We start from the raw sequence: 23386 nt of genomic DNA on the forward strand, positions 1-23386 counted from the left end.
TCCTTTAAGACGGTGCGTGCACGCAGCGCCAGATTAAGGTTAAACAGAGAGACGCAGGGCCAGCGCGGCCAGCGTCACAAAAAGCACCGGCAGGGTCATGATAATGCCCACGCGAAAGTAATAGCCCCAGCTGACGCTGATGTTTTTCTGTGCCAGAACGTGCAGCCACAGCAGGGTTGCCAGGCTGCCAATCGGAGTGATTTTCGGGCCGAGGTCGCAGCCGATGATGTTGGCATATATCATCGCCTCCTTCACCACACCCTGAGCGGTGCTGCCGTCAATGGAGAGCGCTCCGACTAAGACCGTTGGCATGTTGTTCATCACTGATGACAAAAAGGCTGTGAGAAAACCGGTACCCATCGTCGCACCCCAGACGCCGTGCTCCGCAAACCGGTTCAGTGCAGCCGATAGGTAATCCGTGAGTCCGGCATTGCGCAGGCCATACACGACGAGGTACATGCCCAGCGAAAAGATGACTATCTGCCAGGGCGCACCTTTCAGCACTTTACCGGTATCAATAACCGCCCCTTTTCGGGCAACCAGCCAGAGGATAAATGCCGCCACCGCCGCAACCAGACTAACCGGCACGCCGAGCGGCTCCAGACCAAAAAAGCCGGCCAGCAGCAGGAGCAGAACCAGCCAGCCGGCTTTAAAGGTTCGCCTGTCACGAATGGCTTCCCGTGGACGCTTCAGCCTGGTCAGGTCATAGGTGACCGGAATCTCTTTGCGGAAAAACAGATGCAGCATTCCCAGCGTGGCGGCAACAGAGGCGATATTCACCGGAACCATGACGGACGCATACTCACTAAAGCCCAGCTTAAAGAAATCCGCCGTCACGATGTTGACCAGGTTCGAGACGATAAGCGGCAGGCTGGACGTGTCCGCGATAAAGCCGGCCGCTATAACAAATGCCAGCGTGGCAGCCGGACTGAAACCCAGCGCAAGCAGCATAGCGATGACGATGGGCGTCAGGATAAGTGCAGCACCGTCATTGGCAAACAGCGCCGCCACCGCCGCGCCCAGCAAAATAATGCAGGTGAACAGCAGTCTGCCTCTGCCGCCTCCCCAGCGGGAAACATGCAGAGCCGCCCACTCAAAAAAGCCAGACTCATCTAACAGCAGGCTGATGATGATGACCGCAATAAACGTGGCCGTGGCATTCCAGACAATCTGCCAGACAACCGGAATATCATCGATATGCACCACGCCGGTGAGCAGTGCCAGCGCAGCACCAATAACGGCGCTCCAGCCAATACTGAGCCCTTTCGGCTGCCAGATAACCAGTACCAGTGTCAGGATAAAAACTGCACCCGCCAGAAACATACACTCTCCTTTAATACTGCGCCTGTCATAACGGGCACAGCAATTCAAAATACATATGAAAAAACATATGTGTATGTATAAAATTTTTAAATGCAGACAGATTTGCCGTTAGTGGTCACGTTGTCCCGTTCAGCCTGCTTGCTGAGATCCAAAATGTCATCCCGCTGACAAAGATAAGCCTGTTCAATCACCGCTGCCGCCCAGGCGGGCATGTGAGGTGACAACCGGTAATGAATCCATTTGCCCTCTCGCCTGTCAATCAGCAGGCCTGTATCTCTGAGTAAAGCGAGATGCCGCGATATCTTGGGCTGGCTTTCTTTCAGTATAAGCGTCAGCTCGCACACACAGAGTTCGCCTTTTTCGCGCAAAAGCAGGACAAGGTTTAAACGCGTTTCGTCCGACAGCCCTTTGAAGAGCTGAAGAGGAGAAAGCTGGGGCATGATAGAGCTCCCGATAACAGGGGTAAAAAAACAGTGTGACTTTCTATCTCTGTGCCGTCAACACACATGCATCATTCCACATATATTGTTCAGCTGGTTTCACATATTACTGTGCTATGCCCCGGATGGCGCGTACCTGCATGCCCGTTTCTGCGGCTGTCACCGACACCCTTCTGCGCGCTCAAATGTTGACCTCACATCCCTTTCGTTTATAGTTGATTGCCTGTCCGGATAAGAACGGACATCACCGTCAGCGCAGCCTCCACCGTCTCTGCTGGCTAAATTCAGTCCTGCAGGCACCTTTTTGCCTTAAAGGAGAACTCAAAAATCATGCGTCTTACGCCACCCTGAGTCTTCACCCTCCCCTGTCGCACTGAGTAATCTCAGTCGCACACTCGAAAACATCCTGTCTGCGGATGTGCTTTTTTGTACCTGAAACTTTTTGCCCTCCCGGGCTGACTGTATTCAAAATCTGAGAAATTACTATGCTGCTGTCCTCGACGCGTAAGGACTGGCTGGGCAACGTCCGTGGTGACGTCCTTGCTGGTATTGTTGTCGCGCTCGCACTCATTCCAGAAGCGATCGCCTTTTCTATTATCGCTGGCGTAGATCCGCAGGTTGGACTCTACTCCGCATTCTGTATCCCCATCGTCATGGCTTTCTTTGGCGGCCGTCCGGCGATGATCTCTTCTTCAACCGGCGCAATGGCGCTGCTGATGGTCACGCTGGTTAAGGACCACGGCCTGCAGTATCTGCTTGCTGCCTCGGTAATGACCGGCATATTGCAGCTGCTCGCCGGCTACCTGAAACTCGGCAGCCTGATGCGCTTCGTATCCCGTTCGGTCGTGACCGGCTTCGTCAATGCGCTGGCGATACTGATCTTTATGGCACAACTGCCAGAGCTCACAAACGTCACCTGGCACGTCTATGCGCTCACCGCCGCAGGCCTGGCAATCATCTACCTCTTTCCCTACCTCAATAAAACCCTTCCCTCCCCGCTGGTCTGCATCGTGGTGCTGACCGCCATCTCCATGTGGCTGCATTTAGATGTGCGCACCGTAGGCGACATGGGCAAGCTGCCGGATAGCCTGCCGGTGTTCCTTATCCCGGACATTCCACTGAACATGGATACGTTGCTGATAATCCTGCCTTACTCCGCCGGCCTTGCCGTTGTAGGGCTGCTGGAATCCATGATGACCGCCACTATTGTGGACGATATGACCGACACCCCGAGCGATAAAAACCGCGAGTGCAAGGCGCAGGGCATTGCCAACGTCTGTACGGCATTTATTGGCGGCATGGCGGGCTGCGCCATGATTGGTCAGTCAGTGATTAACGTGAAGTCGGGTGGACGGGGGCGGCTTTCCACTCTCACGGCCGGCGTGGTGCTACTGTTGATGGTGATCTTCCTGCGCGATTGGGTGTCTCAGATACCCATGGCGGCGCTGGTTGCGGTGATGATTATGGTTTCCATCGGCACCTTCTCATGGCGATCAATTACGAACCTGCGGACCCATCCGGTTTCAACCAGCATCGTAATGCTGGCGACCGTTGTCGTGGTGGTGGCAACCCACAATCTTGCGTTTGGTGTGCTGACCGGCGTGCTGATTGCGTCACTGAACTTTGCCACAAAAGTGGCCCATTTTATGACAGTCAGGTCGTCACTGGAGGGTGATACCCGAACCTACACAGTGACAGGCCAGGTCTTTTTTGCCTCAGCAGATCGTTTTACCCGCCACTTTGATTTTCAGGAAACTCAGGAAAGAGTGGTGATTGACGTAACGTTCGCGCATTTCTGGGACATTACGTCGATCAACGCGCTGGACCGCATCGTGATTAAATTCCGCCGCGAGGGTGCCAAAGTGGAAATCCGGGGCATGAACGACGCAACCCGCACGCTCATTGACCGTTTTGGTGTGCATGACAAACCTGAAGAGGTTGAACGGATAATGGGTGGCCATTAATCCACATGAGATCACTGGCGTGCCAATCCGCACGCCCTATTCCGCGAAACTGAGAAAGCTTAATGCGATGAAATGAATACCGACGCTGGCTGCGGAGGCGGGACAACAAAATGACGCTGCATACGTTTTATCTCCTCTGCTGGCGGCAAGCCAAACAGGCGTTTGAACTCGCGATTAAATTGCGACGGGCTTTCATAACCAACGGCATAACTCGCGGCGGCCGCGGTGATCTGCTGGCGTACCATCAGCATGCGCGCCTGATGCAGGCGTATCGATTTCACATACTGCATCGGCGGCATCCGGGTTATCGCTTTAAAATGATGATGGAACGTCGGTACGCTCATTCCCGTCTCCATCGCCAGTTGTGTCAGCGTTAACGGCTCCGCGTAAGTGGCATGGATGCGCTGTAACGCTTTGCCGATTTTGCCAAACTGGCCCTGTAAGGCCAGCGCGGCACGCATTGCGTTGCCCTGTACGCCTGTCAGCACGCGAAAATAGAGTTCACGAAGGCGTGCAGGACCCAGGATCTCCGCCTCAAGCGGATCATTCAGGACTTCGAGCAAGCGCAGCACAGCCGTTTTAACCCTGTCATCCATTATGCTCGACATCATGCTTTGCGGCACTGCCGAGGGATGCGGGGTGCCATGCTTCTCAATCTGCAGCATCAGTTCAGCGGCAAGCTGAAAGTCCAGATGCAGATACATCGCCAGTAACGGATGTTCTGCCGACGCGTCGGTTTCCATCACAAAGGGTACGGGCACTGAAACCGCCAGATAGTGCTGCTCATCATATAGATAAGTCTGCTGACCGAAATAACCGCATTTACTGCCCTGGCAGACGATCACAATGCCCGGATCGTAAAGGACAGGCGTTCTCCTAAGCGGTCGGTCGGAGCGCAAAATGCGCACATCGGGTAAGGCAGTGAGGTTGTATCCCTCCTGCACCGCAAGTGTTTTCACCAGAGAAATGATTCCTGACATCCCGCCACCTCATAAAATCAGGCAAGAAAAAGAGAAGATACGGCCTAAGAATGCGGCGATACTGAGAATACCATGCAACCTTCACACTGTATGGGAGTTCTTTTTTATGACATCTGCAAAAACCATTTTAATCACCGGCGTCAGCAGTGGCTTTGGTCTCGCGCTGGCACGGGAAGCACTTGCCGCAGGCCATCAAGTCATCGGTACTGTGCGCAACCGCGAAGCCCAAAAGGCTTTTGAGGCGCTTGATGCACAGCGCGCTTTTGGACGACTGCTTGATGTCACGGACGTTGAGCGTATTGATAAGGTAGTCAATGAGATTGAGTCCGACGTCGGGCCCATTGAGGTCCTGGTAAATAATGCCGGTTATGGCCATGAGGGCATTCTGGAAGAATCCTCGCTCGCTGAGATGCGACGGCAGTTTGACGTGAATGTGTTTGGCGCAGTCGCGATGATCAAAGCTGTCCTGCCGGGAATGCGCCATCGGCGCCGTGGACACATCATTAATATCACCTCAATGGGCAGTTTCATTACGCTGCCCGGCATAAGCTATTACTGTGGCAGCAAATTTGCACTGGCAGGAATATCGGAGACATTAAGCAAAGAGCTGGCACCCTTTAATATACATGTGACTGCCGTGGCGCCCGGCTCGTTTCGCACGGATTGGGCCGGGCGTTCAATGGTGCGTAGCGACCGCAGTATCCCGGACTATGACGCTTTATTCGACCCCATTCGTCAGGCACGTCAGGAAAAAAGTGGTAAGCAACCCGGTGATCCCGTCAAGGCTGCTCACGCCATCCTGACATTAATTAACAGTCAGAACCCACCCAGGCATTTGTTATTAGGCAGTGATGCATTATCGTTAGTACGGCAGGATCTCGCCGCATTAGGTCGGGAAATAGATCAATGGGAAAACCTCACACGCTCAACGGATGGGTAAACCGTTACTGATACAAAGCGTTCCCTGAATAATGATGGCCGCTCGCACCAGCGGCCATTTCACTCCGGCGCTTTACTGATCTTTATGCTGCTCTTTATTCAAGATGTCATGCGCCTGCACGTCCTGTATTTGGGCACAGCGATGTCTTAATTATCCGTTGCATAACATCATTTCTCCTGTCGAAATAAAACACTGCTGGCTGCATTAACTGATTACGACTGTGGTGATGAGCATAGTTTTCATATACGCCTTCTCAAGACGCGCAATTCCGCGTCGATACCCGTACTCTCTGACCGCTTTGGGCTGAAAGACAGAAGAACGGGGAAAACAGTTGGGCGCTCACCTTCCGACAGGAGGTTTAGTGACCAATAATCGTTGTGTGGATTGCGTGAATAGTTCCCTTTACCGGGTTCAGGAAAAATAATCCGCAAAATTACGTCAGTGCGCCATATTTAATGACTGATCGAATTCAAAAAGGATTTACCGGTATGATGCACTCTCAACCTTCCCGCCTGGGCGGCTTACTCATGCTACTCGCCGCCGTGATTGGCTTCGCGGTCGCTTTGTATGCGTGGCTCACACCACTGACCGGCGTGACTGGCACCATCGGAGCGCTGGGTGTGGCTATTGCCAGCGTAGTACTGGCGTTGCTGACGTTTCTTTTGCGTGGCGCATCCAGGCGTGGTGCGCGCATTACGTTAATGGTGCTGACTTTACTCCTGTTGATCGGTATCGGTTTTGCTGCTGCGCTGCTGCATCAGTACATCATTACCGCAGCGATGGTGATCGGCCTGATTGGCCTGATTGGCCTGATTACACTTAACAATCACTCCGTCCGCCATCGCGTCAACGCCTGAGGAACCCCCTGTGCAAAACAATCACTATTCTCCACTCATGAAAGTCAGTATGACGGCACTGGCGCTGCTGCTTGCGCCGCTCACTCTCCATGCGCAGGATAAAGCCGCAGAAGCCTCAATGGGCGCGCGCGAAAAAGTCGATGCTGAGGCGGCCAATCAACAGTCGCCAGGCACGACAAAAACGACTGATGAAGCATCAAGCGGTACGCATAGTGCAGAAAATGTCCTCTCTGCGGATAATCCCGCCACCCCATTGGTGCCCGCCTCTGCCACCTGGGACAGCTTTCATGGTCAGCTGAATGCGCAGAAATACAGTCCTCTTAAACAGATTACCGCTGACAACGTCAGCAAACTGAAGAAAGTCTGGGAGTTTCATACCGGCGATGTCTCCGATGGTAAAGGCGATACACCCGCTACCGTCTGGTCAGCAACACCCATTTTTGCCAATCAGACACTCTATATCGGTACACCGTTTGATCGCCTGATCGCGCTTGACCCAGGCACAGGTAAAGAGAAGTGGCACTATGACACTAAATCATCCCGTAAAGCGCTGACTCAGCCGGTTCTGAAAAACCGTGGCGTATCCTACTGGCAGGCTAAAAATCCGGTTGCCGGCCAGGCCTGTCAGAAGATCGTCTACATGGGAACCGTGGATGGCAAACTTTTTGCGCTGGATGCGGATTCCGGTAAGCCGTGCAGCGATTTTGCGGAAAATGGCATATTAGATCTTAATCAGTGGAACACTGTGAATGCCAAATACCCGTTGTCGGTGCTACAGCCACCCACGGTTGTCGGTAACCATCTTCTGATTGGCTGGGCAGGTAAAGACTGGGCCTATGCTGAAGCCCCTCCAGGCACCGTTTTTGCCGTCAACGCGCAGACCGGCAAACGTGAATGGACATTTGAAGCCATTCCGGCGGAGGTTCGCAAACGCACCGGTACGGCTAACGTCTGGACCCATATGTCTGCCGATGAAGCGCACGGTCTGGTCTATCTGCCTGTCTCGTCGCCGTCTCCTAACTACTGGGGCGGTAACCGTACCGCGCCTATTCCACTAGGCACCTCAACCACGGCACTGGATATTAATACCGGTAAGGTCGTCTGGTCCCGCCAGTGGGTACATCACGATGTGTGGGATTACGACATCAACTCTGCGCCAACGCTGATGGATATCACCGTCAACGGTAAACAGATCCCGGCACTGATTCAGGCCACCAAGCAGGGCTTTTTGTTTGTGGTTAACCGTCTGACCGGCGAGGATGTCTGGCCGATTGAAGAGCGACCGGTGCCTCAGGGTGATGGATCCGTAGAGGGTGAAGTGCTCTCGCCAACCCAGCCATTCCCAACCAAACCTGCGCCGCTGCTCGATCAGTCGAAAAAACCGGCAATCTGGAAACTGGCGGATGTGGTGGGTGCCGGTCAGTGTTCACGACTGTGGGATAAGCTGACCTATGAGGGTATGTATACGCCGCCAACGACCAAAGGCGAAGGTGCACTGACCTACCCGGACAGTGCCGGTGGCGTACAGTGGGGCGGCGTGGCGTTCGATCCACAAAAACAGATTGCTATCGTTAACACCTCTCACATTGTGCAGTATGTGAAACTTTACAGCCGCAAAGATTATGAAAAAGCGGATAACGGTTCCGGCAATGAAAGCGGTTTTGCCCCTCAGGAAGGCGCGCCCTACGGCCTGCGCCTGATGGTTGCAAACAACTGGCTGGGTATGCCGTGCTGGCAGCCGCCATTTGGTGAAATCGTCGCAATTGATATGCACACCGGTGACGTTAAATGGCGTCGTCCTGTTGGCGCATCACAGCAGTATGGCTTCTTTATGCCAGAAAGCTGGGGCTCCCCGACGATTGGCGGCCCGGCTGTAACGGCAGGTGGCGTCATTTTCATCGGTGCTTCAATGGATGCAAAAGTTCGCGCCTACTCTGTTGAGAGCGGCGAAGAATTATGGTCCGATCAGGCAGAAGCCCCTGCGGTAGCTAACCCATCGGTCTACGAGTACAAAGGCCGTCAGTATGTGGCGTTTGTCGCGGGTGGTAATACCATCCTGAAAGATCAGGTGGGTGATCAGGTGGTGGTTTACGCCCTTCCTGAATAACAGACGCCGAAGAAACGCTAAGTAGCATGGGGCCTCAGGGCCCCATTTTTTTTCGTCCAGGCATCACGTGCCTGTTAAAACCAGACCATTTTACTGCGTTTTGGCCGTAATCCTGTGAAATTTTTACAAGCCTTGTTGACTGATGAGGTGCAGTTCATTTGACCGATTAAAGCACCCCGTTAGCTTTGTTACTGCGCCAGCTTAACCAACCCCGCTTTAGCATGCTTTTTAACCAGCTCTGTAATGGACGATGACGCAATGTTGTCGATCAGGGCGCTGAAATGCACCATTACTCCGGGCCTCGCGGCGCAATTCCTTCCATAAGTGTGTGATGCCTGTCAGTAAGGTTGATATCAGTGATGGCGCATCTGCTGCTCACTTAATGCGAACTGGGTCTGTTGCCCTGTCTGCTTGATCGATGACTGCTGAAATAGTGGCCACTCTTCTGTCGTTCCAGACTGAAGAAGCGATCAGATTCCCATGCATAGGCTGTGCACCACTTAAGTGAAAACAGAGAGTCTATCTGCTGGCCGCTGCAACGCAGCCAGCTGAGCCTGCTAGTTACCGTTGGGATACGCGGGCCGGGCTCGCGGAGCGATCCGAGCCGGATAAGCCGGGTACACAGTGCTGCCCCGATAGTCAGGCAGGCGACCATTATGAGAAGCGAAATGAGAAAGGCATGGGTAATGGCTGCGCCGCTGTGACGGCTCTGTCGCATTAGCGTAGACAAGTCAGCAAAAGTGGCATTGCCGATTTATTAAACAGCCAACAGATAAAATTGCTCTGCCGGTGACAATTCACTGTTGGCTGAATGATGAAACTGACCCTTGCGTATCATGTGCATTAACTCAATGCCAGCCAGTATCGTCTGCGCTCGCCAAATGATTTGAATCCCAGCATGGGCCGTATCCGGCGCTTGATATTTCGGTGATCCTGTTCCACCAGGTGGTTCAGGTGCTTACTCTGTCTGATCCTGATGCTTCCATCTGCTGATTTACCGGCGTTGAGTATGGTCAACGCTGCCGTATTGGCGCCACTTTTATCAATGGTCACAACCTCCGGTTCACCGTGGTGGCGCATGGCCTTGCGGAAAAAACGTAGTGCTGCCGCTGCATCCCGTTTAGCCGTCAGCAGAAAGTCGATGGTCTGACCATCAGTGTCAACTGCCCTGTACAGGTATTTCCACTCACCTTTAACTTTTATGGAGGTTTCATCCATCCGCCATCGACGACCCACTGTGCGTTTACATCTGCGAAACGCCCTGTCCAGCCGGGGTACCATGCGGATGACCCAGCGGTGAAGTGTGGAGTGATCAACAATAATACCCCGCTCAGCCATCATCTCTTCGAGGTTGCGCAGGCTGAGTGAGTACGCCAGATACCAGCGGACACACTGCGCGATAATATCAACGGGATAATGGAGGCGTCGGAAACATTTTTGGATCAAGGACATATTCGGCAACATTACAAAAAAACAGCATGTTACCTGACGGCTCCTTAATGCGACAGAGCCCCATCTTTACCTTTTCCCTGCCTGAAGGAACAGCACCGCGGTTGCCGCAGCTCAGACTGGTGGCGTCGGTGGGGGCCGGGGCTGACGGAATACTTCAGGCCCGCGATCTCCCTCCGGAGGTAAAAGTGACCCGCGCCTGTGACATCGGGCTGGGATACAGTATGTCTCAGTATGTCGTAATGCAGATTTTGCGTCACTTTCGCGATCTGCGAACGCTTGAGCGGCAGCACGCTTCTGCGAAGTGGTCGCGCTTAACTGTTGCCAGCGCCAGTCAGTCAACCGTGGGGATCATGGGGCTTGGTCAGACAGGCGTGGTGGTCGCTCAAGCCGTCGCTGCGCTCGGATTCCGGGTAATCGGCTGGACCCGCACTGCATCACGTAATGTCAGTGTTGAGCGGTTTGTCGGACAGCAGAACCTGGTCGCCTTTCTGGAAGAGTGTGACTTTCTGGTATGTCTGCTTCCGCTGACTGACGAGACGCGTCATCTTTTGAACAGACATATGCTTTCCAGGCTGCATAAGGGTTGTTATGTCATCAACTTGGCCCGCGGGGGAATTCTGGTAGAGCAGGATCTGCTTGAGCTCGTTGAGAACGGACACATCAGCGGCGCTGCACTGGATGTTTTCGCCGCGGAACCGTTAGGCCCCGATAGTCCATTCTGGGGCCACATGAAAATTCTGGTGACACCTCATATTGTCGCGCAACCATCAACAGAGCCGGTTGTGGACCAGTTCATTGATAACTTGCAATGGATGAGGAACGGCACTCCTCTTGTCAATGAAGTGGACCGGACGCTGGGATATTAATCATTGTTCAGACCGTCTGCTTGTTATGACATTCCTGCTCTTTTGCGGCTGTGATGTGTTTTTATCGGATGAAGGTCCGCTTTTGGCACTAAGCTGATGTCTTCCAGAAGCGAGAAGCAGGAGTTCGTTATTGCTTCCAATACTTACTGGCACCCCTTAATTAAAACAGGGAAAAATTGTGGCCACGCTTGAAGAGCATAAAGGCTCTGCATTGCTAAAATAGGGAAGCTCTTTCAAAATTTTTTCGGTAATCGCGTGGACTCAGCTGATTATGCTGACTGAACACGCGTGAAAAATAAAGTGGGTCTTCATAGCCTACCGCGCGAGCAATCTGAGTGATATTCAGCTGGGTATATCGAAGGAGATCACAGCCGCGAGAAATACGCTGTTGTTCACGCCAGCCGTAAATGGTATTGCCCATCTCTTTTCTGAATATATGAGTGAGCCGTGAAGCTGAGAGGAAGGTCAGGCGCGCAAGCGCTTCGATACGGGTATCTTCGGACAGGTGCTTATTGATGTAATCACAGACAATCAGAATACGCGGATCCCGATTATGCTGGTTGCTGGCCGGCTGAAGCTGGAAAGCCTTTAAGATGATACGCTCAAGCGCATTCATGGCCAGTGCTTCCGGCAGGGATGCTCCTACTGCATACCCGATATAACCTCCTTAAAGAGCTGAACCATTTCCTTGCTGTGCAAATTATCAGGAAGCTTCATGCGGCCGATGTCTCCCTGTTTATTGTCCCAGCGCAGCCAGTCAGTCCAGTAAGGGCGGGGGATAAAATAGATCCAAAGATGATCCCAGGCAATACTCTCTTTTGCCCGGCCGTAGTGATGAATAACACCAGGAGGAAATAGCAGCATCTCATCTTGCTGACAATAAAATTCTCCATCTGCATGATAAATAATCCCTTCGCCTTTCAACGTCAGATTAATCATGTAACCTTTCATTCCGTTAGGGCGATGGATAAAAAAATCGAGTTTACTGCCAGGGTTTATAGGGGTGAATCCGGAAACCATGAATGCATTAAAAGAGAATCTTTTCATTAGCGGCGAAAAGCTTAACAAATCTGCTTCATTCATTTCTTCCATTTTCACCCGTTCCTGTTTCAAAATTTTAGATACTATATTGTCCCCCTTGCTGAAGGGGAGATGTAATCTTATGCAGCAGAAATCACTTCGGATTTAGCAAACCGTCACTCATGGCCGCAGGGTTCGCTCCCTCAGATTGCTGATAACGGCCGGCAGATAAATCCTGTGCTACCTGGGGATAGAAATCATCGAGCTTGTAGAACCAGAGTAGTACCAGGTTTAGCGCCGCAAGGATTAGCGGGAAAAAGATAAACAAAAATTCGATAGTGTTGATGACGGTTTCAGACTGATGGGCTCCACCACCACTAACAAATCCGGCCGCACCCAGTATCCAGCCTACACTTGCCGTACCCAGCCCCATACCAAGTGTCTGACCCAGCGTACCTGCACTGAAGAGAATGCCTTCAATACGTAACCCGGTTCGCCATTCACCGTAGTCGATAGTGTCTGCCAGAAGGGCGAACATAGTGGCACCAATGCCGCAAAATCCCACGCTACGTACCGCCGTTGCCACTATCACAAACAACGCATTTTGCTTGTCGAACAATGGGAGCAGGTAAGCAACACAGCAAATGGTTAATCCGAGCATGGCAAGGCGCCGTTTCCCCAGTTTTTTAAGCAGCGCGGGGATGATCATCAGCGTAAGCAACCCTGGTATATACTGGGCCATACTGATGTATGCAATCAGTGATATATCGGCAAGAACATATTTTGAATAATACACCCCCACTGCTGACAATGCCGTAAGGCTGGTGAACGTGATCATCAGATAGAAAAAAATGATGAGCCAGTAGCGATTTGCCATTACTGAACGCGTGACCTGCCTGGCATTAATTCTTTGGCTGTTATTGCTGTTCACCGGCTCTACGCGCTCCCGGGTACCCAGCGCGGTTAGAAGCAGAAATACGGAGGTAAATATGCCAAAAATAGCGAATACGATCATCCAAGACGTGCTGCTGTTCCCAAAAAATGCTACCAGCGGCAATGTTAATACCCCTACAGTAAGTGAACCACAGGTTGAAAATCCCTTCCGAAAGACGCTCAGCATGCCACGCTGATAATTATCACGCGTGATTAAAGCGAGGAGCGAACCGTAGGCAATGTTATTCGCGGTAAACATAATATTGGTTAGCAGATAGGTAATGCAGACGTATATCACTTTCAGTGTGTAACTGGCGTTCGGGACGGTCGACATTAAAATGGCTGACAGACCAAACGGAACGGCGGTCCACAGCACCCAGGGCCGGGCTTTGCCTAGGCTGGAGCGCGTTTTATCAATGCGTATACCTACATAAATACAGATAATGGCATCCAGAACACGGGCAAAGAACATCAGTGATCCAACCAGCAGAGCAGAAATGCCTACAACATCGGTGTAATAAAACGCCAGAAAGGTCACCATTAATGTATACGTTAAATTGGTGCCGTAATCACCCACGCCAAAGGCCAGACGTTCCCGTATGCTAATACGCTGCAGATCATGACTTGATGAGTTAGAGGTCATCATTGTTTCTCCACTTCAAAAATCGCCACGCCCCAATCCGCAAGGTTGAGCGACTGCCCCTGCAAGTAATGCTGTCCGCTCAATAACTCGTCAGCATTAAACGTGAGGGTCATGGTCTGAGGCTGGCTGGAGTAGTTAAGGAAGAAAAGAACGGTATTGCCTGAACGGTTAACCGTATGTCTCACCGTTACCGGATAGTCCAGCGATATAGTGGCGACATCCAGAGTTGTTTTTTCAATCAGTCGGAGAAGCACCGCTTCCACGGCTTCAGAACTGATGCTGCAGCCAACGTAGGTTGTCGTTCCGGCACCATACTGGTTGTGAACGATAGCCGCATATTTATTCCAGTAGGGGTGCCTATAACTGGCCCAGACTTCAGCGCTGGCATCGGCTTCCAGCAGCTCCATCCAGTCAGACACAATGGCTTGTCCGGAAGGGATGTTTAGCTGATCGGACTGAAGCGTCACTTCGTGCGGCTCAACAAATAGCTGATAATTTGCGCCAACAGCTTCCCTGATGACGGCTGGCTGTCTGACATGTCTGACTTTGAGGTGTTCATTGGCAAAGCCAGATCTGAAGGCGTACAGGATGTGTCCGCCCTCTTGGGTAAACTGATTCAGACGTTGCAGAGATGATTCAGAAACGGCGTAAAGCAGGGGGGCAATCAGCAATTGATAACGGGACAGCCGGGGATCGTCAACCGCAAGAATATCCACCTCAATGTTGAGGCGGTAAAGGGCATCATAATAAGCGCGTACCGTGTCGTTATACTGATGCTCCTTATGACGGCCAAACTGGTGCCCCTTGTGAGGATGCCAGTCAATAGCCGTCAATGAGTCTTGACTGACGAGCAGTGCGACACGATTATGTTTTTTCAGGCCCGTGAGCTGCGGAGAAAGACGAGCCAGGGTTTGACCGATGTTTTTAGCCTCGTTATAGACAGGGTTTGGCTCGAGATCGTGGCTGAGCAGTCCTTTCCAGTACGTTTCATATGAGTTGTGCAGAGAGTGCCAGTGCCAGTAGCTTATCATCGCGGCACCAGATGCAATATGGCTGAAAGCCTGGAGAAAGAGCTGGCCGGGGTAAGGGGTCCAGTTCTTAAACGCTTGCGCCTGCGTTTCCAGAACAAAATAGTTCGAGTCTTTTGTCGTACGCGCAATGTCACCGCAGAAGGCTATTTCCACACCGGTAAGCTGATGCTGGCCTGGGTGATAAATATCTACCCCTGTAATGTCCAGCACTGAAGAGGCCGTAAAATGGTCAACTTCACCACGAACGCCAAAGGACCAGGTCCGCCACTCAAAATCAAAGTTATGCGTAATAAACTGACCAGGGAGACGATACTCATTGATAAGTTTTGCCTGCCAGGCCAGGAAGTCCGTGACCAATCCGCGCTGATAGCGCTGAAAAGCGGCACCCAGGCTTGCGTTAATAGTACTTTCAAGCGGTGGGAAATCTTCCCAGGCGTCGACCCTGTTACTCCAGTAATCAAGTCCATACTCGGGATTCATTTTTTCAACATTGTTATCAAACAGTTTTTTCAGATGCTCCACAAAGCCAAGCTGAACGGGTTCTCCGCAGGTATCATAATATTTAGTCTCATTATCGATTTGATAACCAATCACGGCTGGATGGCTGGCAGTGGCGTCTAACAATTTGCGAATAACCCGCTCGGCGTATCGTAGGTAAATCGGGCTGGTGATATCCATCTTCTGACGGTGACCATACTTGTTCACTCCCTGTGGGGTGGTGGCCATAACCGAAGGATGTTTTTTCGCAAGCCATGCAGGGATGGCATAGGTTGGCGTGCCGATGATGACGGCGATATGGTTAGCATGCATGCGGTTCAGAACGGCCAGTACGCTGGAAAAGTTAAATTCCCCATCCTGTCGTTCATAACTACTCCATGTGCTTTCAGCAATACGAACCACATTAATGCCTGCCGCCTTCATCAGGCGTATGTCATCATCCAGCCTTTCTTCGGGCATATATTCACGATAGTAAGCAACACCGTATAGTAACTTCTCCACTTGAACCGCCTTTTATTGTAAATGCTTAGCGGATAAATTAGAGCAAGGCGGTCAGAGATAGATAAAGCATGTCGCTGGCAACATAGAAAAACTCGCTGCCCAGTGAGTCTTATGAAGTCCATCACAAAAGGACAGAGAGGATCATTAATCTGTTTTAATCTTTCTACCGTATTAACGGCTCTGTCGCATTAGCGTAGACAAGTCAGCAAAAGTGGCATTGCCGATTTATTAAACAGCCAACAGATAAAATTGCTCTGCCGGTGACAATTCACTGTTGGCTGAATGATGAAACTGACCCTTGCGTATCATGTGCATTAACTCAATGCCAGCCAGTATCGTCTGCGCTCGCCAAATGATTTGAATCCCAGCATGGGCCGTATCCGGCGCTTGATATTTCGGTGATCCTGTTCCACCAGGTTGTTCAGGTGCTTACTCTGTCTGACCCTGATGCTTCCATCTGCTGATTTACCGGCGTTGAGTATGGTCAACGCTGCCGTATTGGCGCCACTTTTATCAATGGTCACAACCTCCGGTTCACCGTGGTGGCGCATGGCCTTGCGGAAAAAACGTAGTGCTGCCGCTGCATCCCGTTTAGCCGTCAGCAGAAAGTCGATGGTCTGACCATCAGTGTCAACTGCCCGGTACAGGTATTTCCACTCACCTTTAACTTTTATGGAGGTTTCATCCATCCGCCATCGACGACCCACTGTGCGTTTACATCTGCGAAACGCCCTGTCCAGCCGGGGTACCATGCGGATGACCCAGCGGTGAAGTGTGGAGTGATCAACAATAATACCCCGCTCAGCCATCATCTCTTCGAGGTTGCGCAGGCTGAGTGAGTACGCCAGATACCAGCTGACACACTGCGCGATAATATCAACGGGATAATGGAGGCGTCGGAAAGATTTTTGGATCAAGGACATATTCGGCAACATTACAAAAAAAACAGCATGTTACCTGACGGCTCCTTAATGCGACAGAGCCTCCAGCCGGACCTGCAGGCGGCTAATGTTTTCGGTTATCTCAGCGGTTCTGTCCGCCAGTTCGCGAATTTCACTGGCAATAACGGAAAAGCCCCGCCCCTGTACCCCTGCTCTTGCGGCCTCAATGCTGGCGTTCAATGAGATGAGTTTGATCTGAGCAGCGATATTTGCATTTTCGGAGACCAAATCAGCAATTTCACTGACAGACGCTGCAGCCTCATGTCTTCGTTGACGTTCATGCTCAGCCTGAGCTTCCCGGTCTTTCAGTGTCTGGATATCAATCAGGGCCCCGACCGCCCGCAAAGGTACGCCGTCTTTGTCGCGTCGGGTCTGACCGCGGGCCCGGAACCATCGGTAATTGCCGTTTTTGAGTTTGACGCGGTAGTCAACGTCATAACCTGTTGCGCCTGAATGATCGTTAAGGTGTTTTATAAAGGCATCCAGCGTGTGATGGCTGTCGTCCGGGTGAAGACGCGAAGCCCAGCTGTCAATCACATCAGGAAACTCTTCAACAGTTTCGAATCCGAGCAGTTTCCTGAACTGTGGAGACCACCAGAACACATTTTTCGGATGTAAAGGGTCACCATTGATAATCTGAAGATCCCATAGGCCGTCATTCAGCATTTCACGTGACAGGTTGAAACGGGTCATGGCGATGTCGTATTCACTTTCGTGCGCAACATCATCGTTAATGTTCAGCAACATTCCAGTCAGTCTTTGACTCTGGCTGTCCGGGCTGCGCTCACGTTTTACAGCCACCTGAAACCACTCGTAACTTCCGCCCGCTGTCTTAAAACGGCATTTTTGCTTTACGTCGCGAGAAACAGGGGCCTGCGTGTTTCGTAAAAGATGCCTGAAATGGCTTTTATCTTCTTCATGAACAAGGGAACAGAGCGCTGAGAGCGTCATGGTATTACTGCTTCCGCGTGACAAACCTAACGACGCTGCCGATGAAATCCATAGCGGCGTGCTCTCGTTGATGTCTTTACCCTCACATATCCATAACACTTCTGGCAGCAGGGCCAAAAAGCTGTCCAGACGTTCGGGTAGCTGACTACGTGGCTGGAACTCTTCAATTAACACTTCAGGCACTGTGGATGAAATGACCTCTGCGGCGGAGGGTGATTTTCTGAATAATTTACCTAACATGACGGCTCCCGGTGAGAAAAAATAAATAACAGTCATGTTATCGGCCATATCACAGCTTATATAAGCGAGATAAATCGTTAAATTTTCTATTGTTTAATGTAGCGGCATTGTGTGCAGATGATTTCATGAAAGGCCTGCCCCTTCTCCCGGTTTTGAGGTGCCCGTCTCTTTTAAAGCAGAATACAGAAGCATTAGAGGGCTACATGACATGATGTGATGTTATGACAAAGAACAGAACGGAATGCCTGTTTAATAAGTGGCTGACAAGAGGCAGGGTGGCTTGCTGAAACAGAGCAAAATAATGACGGGATACGCAATGGTATCCCGTCGGCACTTCAGCATTTCTACGATTTTTGCTTACCGGCCAACTTATGTTATGGCTTCAGTATAACCTTCGTCCATCCTTCATCGCGGTCGTCAAAATGCTTATATCCCGCAGGCGCTTCTGCAAGCGAAAGACGGTGTGAGATTATGTCTCCCGGGCTGGCTTTACCTTGATGAATCAGGCGTGACAACTGACGATTATAGGCTTTGACATTAGCCTGACCGGTGCGGATTGCCTGTCCTTTAAACCAGAAACTCCCGAAATCAAAGGGCATCTTACCTTCTTTAGCAAGGTCTGAAGAAGCTCCCGGATCCTGAGGGACAAATACGCCAACGACACCGATTCCCCCGGTTGCTTTCGTTGACGCAACGAGACTGTTCATGGTGACTGAATTGTCTTCATGGCCATGTTTGTTACAGCACTGATAACCCACACATTCACAGCCACAGTCGGTGCCACGCCCGTCCGTCAGGTCAAGAATTTTTTGTACGGCTTCATCACCAACGGCATTGATGGCCGTTGCCCCCAATTTCTCTGCCAGCGCTAAACGATCTTTATGTGTATCCACAACAAATACCTGTGAAGCCCCTTTTATGATGGCTGAGTGTGCAGCCATCAAACCCACCGGCCCCGCGCCATAAATGGCAACGCTTTCGCCAGGCTTTAATCCGGCAAGTTCTGTTGCATGCCAGCCAGTAGGGAAAATGTCCGAAAGCATCACATAGTCATCTTCTTTTTCTGCTGCGTCAGGCGGTAGCACGAGGCAGTTAAAGTCTGCAAAAGGAACCCGAAGCAGTTCCGCCTGGCCGCCTTCCCAGGAGCCCATTTCAGCAAACCCATAGGCCGCTCCCGCGGTACCTGGATTGGCGGTAAGGCAATATCCCGTCAGACCTTTTTCACAATTCTCGCAAAAACCGCATCCGATATTGAACGGCAGACAGACATAGTCACCGACCTTAATACGCTCAACACCCGAGCCAATTTCAACCACCTCACCCATGTTTTCGTGCCCCAGAATACGTCCCTGCTCAAAGCTGGTCCGGCCCTCATACATGTGCAGGTCAGACCCACAGATGTTAGTGGTGGTAATGCGGACAAGGACATCTGTAGGACGAACAATTTTCGCATCAGGTACGTCTTTAACTTTTACGTCATAGGGACCGTTGTAGATTACTGCTTTCATGATCTTCTCCTGCTTGCGTCCGGAAGTGGACTCTCTTCCGGCCGGGTGATTGTCAACTAAGCTTAGCTGCCATGGCTGATAACGCGATCGGCAGCACAGTAATCGGGATATTTCCTGGCTGGCTGTGTTGAAGCATGCTGATGCAGGGATGACGGACAAAGGCAGTCTGAGAAAGATGACGCTTCTGAATCCTGGTGGAGTCGGCGATCAGCGGGAGTACGAACAGTGTGAGTGCAGGTAAAAAAAAGGTGAAATGAAAGTATTCAGTTCACCTTTTCGTAATGATTTCATTTTTAGTCAGATCTCATAAGCGCTGACCACCCTTTTACTGCGAATGGGAACACCAGTTTCTTAACGGATTAATACCGCCATCAGGTGATGTAAATCCAGAGCAACCTAAAATGCTGTCAAATAGCTTTTCATGAAATACCGGTGTTTTTTTGTCCTGCAGTTGTCTTAATTTTTCAAAAGAGGCGTTGTTATCTTTATCCTCAAGGAATTTGTCAGAAGCCCAGACCATCACAGGAATAGTGCGCTGGGCTAAGGGTGCGTGATCGCGTGGTGTACCATGAAAATGCATATTCTCAGAAATCGACTCACCGTGGTCTGATGCGTAGAAAACGATAGCATTTTTATCTCTCAGGGTATCGAGTGTCTGTTTAATAAAGTAGTCCATATATAGCAGACTATTATCATAAGAATTCACCATCTCCCGTGTACTGCAGGCATCATCGATCCCCTGACATTCAGGTTTAAAACGTGCAAATTCGCGCGGATAACGCTCTGTATACATGTAATGTGAGCCTTTCGTATGCAGAATGACGATATGTTTTCCTTTAGGATGCTGCTGTATCGAATCCTTTAATTCACTCACCAGAGCCATATCATCCACCGGCTGACCGGTGTGACGTTTCTCGGCCTGAATAGATTCCCTGAGCGAGTAACTGTCCGCCATGACCTTGTTATAAAACCATGCCTCACTTTGCATAGAGTATAAGTCTTCAGTAAAACCTTGCTTTTTCATTACCGTAAATACGTTCATCTCTTTTAAGGTGCGCTGTGGTGCTTCGGATGCGCCTCCCATTCTGACAAACATGCAGCGGAGCGAGAGCTTGGTCGAGGTATCACATGAGTAACCCTGCAGGTGAACCAGATTTTTTTCACGATCGAGATAAGGCGTATTATCGCGGGCATAACCGTATAACCCCATATGATCACGCCGGGCGCTCTCACCAATAATGAACACAATATATAAGTCATCTGATTTTTTTGGTGCAACATATCGGAAATGTTCGGAAGGATCGAAAAGATTATGATTATCTTCAGCCTGACTGATCGAGCTGTATGCCAGCAATCCGATGCCTGACAACCAGTTAGAGGGAGAATAAGTACCTGCAACAATGCCGCCATAACTCGCCATCATTCGATTGGTTTTTTTATCCTGTTCGTTCTGAAGTTTTCCCATGACATTTAAGGGCAGCCAGAAGCATAAAGCGGCGATGAAAAATACAGCACTTCTGCAATACCAGTTGCGCTTTTTTGTATTTTTTGAAGCAGGAAGCGTACGCGTTCCGCGCCAGACTGCCCACAGGGGCGGGATGCTAACTAAGATTAACCAGATAATAAAATGCCATCCAACAGACTCTTTTGAAAGATCTAAGGAGTCAGTTGCTAAAACGGCAGCAATAATGCCATAACCAATATCAACGTTATAAAATATCATGTAGTAACTGGCAGCACTTGAAAAAATAACAAGTAACGTCAGGAGTACGCGTGTCAGAATTTTTCCTGTCAGGGAAATCAGCAGCGTTAATGACATAACAAAAAAGAAGGCGGCTATAACTTCGAAAGTTAACGCAAGTTTATTATCAAAATGCAGTTGATTATAACGGCGGATAAAAACAGGCGTGTTTAATAAGACACCAATATAAAAAGAAATGAATGCTGGCATGTAAAATTGCTTTAGCCACTGCCTTTGAAACATTATGATGCACCTCGTCCTTAAATTCTTAAAATCAGTCAGTTACCCACTGGTCCTAAGACGACAGATTAAAGAAAGGGTTCAAATATGCGACATTTTTAGTTACGTTATAATGTAACAATAAATAATAACCATCGAGATTACTGTTCAACTCAATGAAAACCAACGTTATTTCCCGAAAGGCAATTGCAGGCATTACCCTTTTGAAAACTTCTGAACGAATGTCGTTTTCAAAATTTTTCATCTTCATACGCTGATAAGCGGGGGATACATAACGAAGGAAGCATCATTAAAAGGAGAAATTGAGATGACTAAATGCACTATCAGCAGACGACCACTTTTCTGATGCCATCAGGTTCACAGATGGCCGTAGTGCGCTCGCAATTGCAAGTTACTCTGTTTCGGCCAGGCGCACAGAACTCACCCATGAAGATTAACGCCGCAAAGCATCAGAGAAACATTTGAATGGTAAGAAATGACTAGCGGACTGCCACACCTTGTGACAAAACGGCCGGGAAATATCTGTCGGTGTTAAAATCGGGCTGTTACATCCGGCTCTTTTACAGCAGGTGATGCAATTAAGGAACACAGCCCGGGTTAGGGATATCGTTTATTTAAGCGGTTCCGCCAGTGTTACGATCCACAACTCGCTATCCACCTCAGGTTTCTTCAGCGGCTTCAGGCCGATTGTCGTGGCCACCGGCTTATCATCTACCGTCAGTGTCCCCTGATCCGTCACCCGATAATCTTTGCGCTTCTTGCCTTCAACCGGATTTTGCATGACTGCTTTCACACCGAAGTCGTTATCATTCGTGACCGCCAGCATACTATTATCGATCAATGCCAGTCCTTCGGCCTTTTCCTGCTGCCAACCGAGTTGACGTAAATCGACCACCAACGATTTCGCTGCGAGCTTAATACCGCGCTGCGCCAGCGTTTTCTCGTCGTCGAACTCCGGATAGTCGCCAGGCTTATCAAATGCTGAAAGCTCGGTAGCCGGACGCAAATCTACCTTGTAGACAAGGTTACGCATCGCGTCATTTTTGTTGGTGCCTTGCTCTATCAGCAGAAGATGCTGATTGTCGATCGCCACGATATCGCCAATTTTTGCATCACTGTTTTTACTGTAAGCCTCGCCGTCGATAGGGTAACCATACATCGCGGTTTTTCCGGTCGCCGGATCGAAGCTAACCAGCCGTGTAAAGCGCGCCTGCTTTTTACTTTTACCGTCGATATCCAGCGTGCTCTGCACCGCAGCGATGATTCGCCCATCTGGCATGCGGGTGATTCCCTCAAAACCACGATTAGGCTGACGCCATTTGAGTATGTTCGGCAGTCCGCCCGCGATGGATTTTTCACCGTCTGCTGCCTGAGGGCCATGCATCGCCAGAATTTTACCGCGCTCATCAACGTTAATCAGGAACGGGCCATACTCATCGCACAGCCATTATCCGCCCTTCCCATCCGGCGCAATGCCTTCTGTATCCAGACCGCGGTTATCTCCCTGCAGCACTTTCAGCGTATCGCTTAATGCGATTTCATTGGTTGCTCCAATGACGCCATCCTGCAACGGTAATCCGTTTACGTTGCCCTTATCGTCATGCAACGGTCGGGCATCCGTGGCTTCGGCTTTGCCGTTCTGTACACGAATATTCATCAGCAATGGAGCGAAATCTGGCGTGACAAAAATTTTTGACTCTTTCTTACCCCTATCAGGCGAGTCGGCATTCGGTCCGCGATCAGTGATGGTCACGAAGGTCAGCGCATCCCCCTGCCTGCCGGTAAAAAGCAAACCCGAGCCGATACCCACCGGCAAACCCTGGGGAAACGCGCTGGCGAAGGCACCGTAGTAGCTCACACGCGTCCCTTCGGGAAAACTGACGATATAGTGTTCGACCTTTGGCTGTGCCGCGAATGTTGATAAAGAGATCGCACAACCGATAACCAGAGAAATAGCTTTTATTTTCATATTTTTATATCCATGAAGAGAAGCTACGATCGTAAAGAATAAAAATGACAGAAAAATGAAATCTTTGGGAAACATGGGCTGCTATCAGATGGATTAATTCGCCATGACTGAAGCAGGGTAAAACAGTCTGTTCAGACACAATGGTCCGGATTTTTACATCAGTAAATGTAGATGTTTCTGGTCTGCGATACTCATGATCATAAGCATGCGGCGGATCGCGCAGAGTTCATGCCTCGCCTTT

General features: G+C 50.5%; 15 protein-coding genes and 2 pseudogenes. 5 read left to right on the plus strand and 12 right to left on the minus strand.

The window, feature by feature from the left end; translation table 11 throughout:
* Nucleotides 1-39: 39 nt before the first annotated feature.
* Together AC6I77_RS21435 and AC6I77_RS21440 are read right to left on the minus strand one after the other, a co-directional pair.
* Complete coding sequence (locus AC6I77_RS21435) at nucleotides 40-1323, minus strand: arsenic transporter (protein WP_105099633.1); 1284 nt, start codon at nucleotides 1321-1323, stop codon at nucleotides 40-42.
* A gap of 86 nt (nucleotides 1324-1409) precedes the next feature.
* Nucleotides 1410-1763 carry a metalloregulator ArsR/SmtB family transcription factor gene (locus tag AC6I77_RS21440; RefSeq protein ID WP_008924815.1) on the minus strand — a complete coding sequence of 118 codons (354 nt, stop codon included), beginning with the start codon at nucleotides 1761-1763 and terminating at the stop codon, nucleotides 1410-1412.
* Nucleotides 1764-2248: 485 nt separating this feature from the next.
* Between AC6I77_RS21440 and AC6I77_RS21445 the strand changes: the two genes are divergently transcribed.
* The gene (locus AC6I77_RS21445) at nucleotides 2249-3727 is read left to right on the plus strand and encodes a SulP family inorganic anion transporter (RefSeq protein ID WP_105099632.1); all 1479 of its coding nucleotides are present in this window, start codon (nucleotides 2249-2251) and stop codon (nucleotides 3725-3727) included.
* 59 nt (nucleotides 3728-3786) lie between these two features.
* Here the strand turns inward: AC6I77_RS21445 and AC6I77_RS21450 are convergent, their stop codons facing one another.
* Entirely contained in the window at nucleotides 3787-4707 is a 921-nt protein-coding gene (locus AC6I77_RS21450) for an AraC family transcriptional regulator (protein ID WP_140915775.1), read from the minus strand.
* Between the two features lie 106 nt (nucleotides 4708-4813).
* On the opposite strand from AC6I77_RS21450, the gene AC6I77_RS21455 reads away from it, so the two are divergent.
* From AC6I77_RS21455 to AC6I77_RS21465, 3 genes are all read left to right on the plus strand, one after another.
* Nucleotides 4814-5647 carry an oxidoreductase gene (locus tag AC6I77_RS21455; protein ID WP_140034279.1) on the plus strand — a complete coding sequence of 278 codons (834 nt, stop codon included), beginning with the start codon at nucleotides 4814-4816 and terminating at the stop codon, nucleotides 5645-5647.
* A gap of 488 nt (nucleotides 5648-6135) precedes the next feature.
* Complete coding sequence (locus tag AC6I77_RS21460) at nucleotides 6136-6504, plus strand: hypothetical protein (RefSeq protein WP_140915774.1); 369 nt, start codon at nucleotides 6136-6138, stop codon at nucleotides 6502-6504.
* A gap of 49 nt (nucleotides 6505-6553) precedes the next feature.
* Complete coding sequence (locus AC6I77_RS21465; protein ID WP_497817354.1) at nucleotides 6554-8611, plus strand: pyrroloquinoline quinone-dependent dehydrogenase; 2058 nt, start codon at nucleotides 6554-6556, stop codon at nucleotides 8609-8611.
* 757 nt (nucleotides 8612-9368) lie between these two features.
* Here the strand turns inward: AC6I77_RS21465 and AC6I77_RS21470 are convergent.
* Nucleotides 9369-10063 (minus strand): IS6 family transposase gene (locus AC6I77_RS21470; RefSeq protein WP_497817329.1). Its coding sequence is split into 2 segments (ribosomal slippage): nucleotides 9369-9490 and nucleotides 9490-10063, totalling 696 coding nucleotides; the frame shifts between segments, so codons are not numbered across the junction.
* Between the two features lie 221 nt (nucleotides 10064-10284).
* Here AC6I77_RS21470 and AC6I77_RS21475 point away from each other — a divergent pair.
* Nucleotides 10285-10929: an NAD(P)-dependent oxidoreductase gene (locus AC6I77_RS21475; RefSeq protein WP_497817330.1), complete on the plus strand. Its 645-nt coding sequence runs from the start codon at nucleotides 10285-10287 to the stop codon at nucleotides 10927-10929.
* A gap of 214 nt (nucleotides 10930-11143) precedes the next feature.
* On the opposite strand, the pseudogene araC reads toward AC6I77_RS21475, so the two are convergent.
* The 8 genes and pseudogenes from araC to AC6I77_RS21515 form a co-directional block, all read right to left on the minus strand.
* A pseudogene (gene araC / locus AC6I77_RS21480) lies at nucleotides 11144-12021 on the minus strand (arabinose operon transcriptional regulator AraC).
* 82 nt (nucleotides 12022-12103) lie between these two features.
* On the minus strand, nucleotides 12104-13528 hold the full coding sequence (locus AC6I77_RS21485; RefSeq protein WP_003848210.1) for an MFS transporter: 1425 nt from the start codon (nucleotides 13526-13528) through the stop codon (nucleotides 12104-12106).
* Entirely contained in the window at nucleotides 13525-15555 is a 2031-nt protein-coding gene (locus AC6I77_RS21490) for a beta-galactosidase (protein ID WP_497817331.1), read from the minus strand. The genes AC6I77_RS21485 and AC6I77_RS21490 overlap by 4 nt, the downstream gene beginning before the upstream one ends.
* Nucleotides 15556-15783: 228 nt before the next feature.
* Nucleotides 15784-16478 (minus strand): IS6 family transposase gene (locus AC6I77_RS21495; RefSeq protein ID WP_497817332.1). Its coding sequence is split into 2 segments (ribosomal slippage): nucleotides 15784-15905 and nucleotides 15905-16478, totalling 696 coding nucleotides; the frame shifts between segments, so codons are not numbered across the junction.
* A gap of 45 nt (nucleotides 16479-16523) precedes the next feature.
* Nucleotides 16524-17687 carry a PAS domain-containing protein gene (locus AC6I77_RS21500; protein WP_039661883.1) on the minus strand — a complete coding sequence of 388 codons (1164 nt, stop codon included), beginning with the start codon at nucleotides 17685-17687 and terminating at the stop codon, nucleotides 16524-16526.
* 374 nt (nucleotides 17688-18061) lie between these two features.
* Nucleotides 18062-19195, minus strand: coding sequence for a glutathione-independent formaldehyde dehydrogenase (locus AC6I77_RS21505; protein WP_008924432.1), 1134 nt, complete (start codon nucleotides 19193-19195; stop codon nucleotides 18062-18064).
* A gap of 325 nt (nucleotides 19196-19520) precedes the next feature.
* On the minus strand, nucleotides 19521-21179 hold the full coding sequence (gene eptB / locus AC6I77_RS21510; protein WP_033763433.1) for a kdo(2)-lipid A phosphoethanolamine 7''-transferase: 1659 nt from the start codon (nucleotides 21177-21179) through the stop codon (nucleotides 19521-19523).
* 607 nt (nucleotides 21180-21786) lie between these two features.
* Nucleotides 21787-23145 (minus strand): annotated as a pseudogene (locus AC6I77_RS21515) (esterase-like activity of phytase family protein).
* Between the last annotated feature and the right edge of the window lie 241 nt (nucleotides 23146-23386).

The organism is Pantoea sp. X-Soil-ISGK-259 (assembly GCF_059730705.1).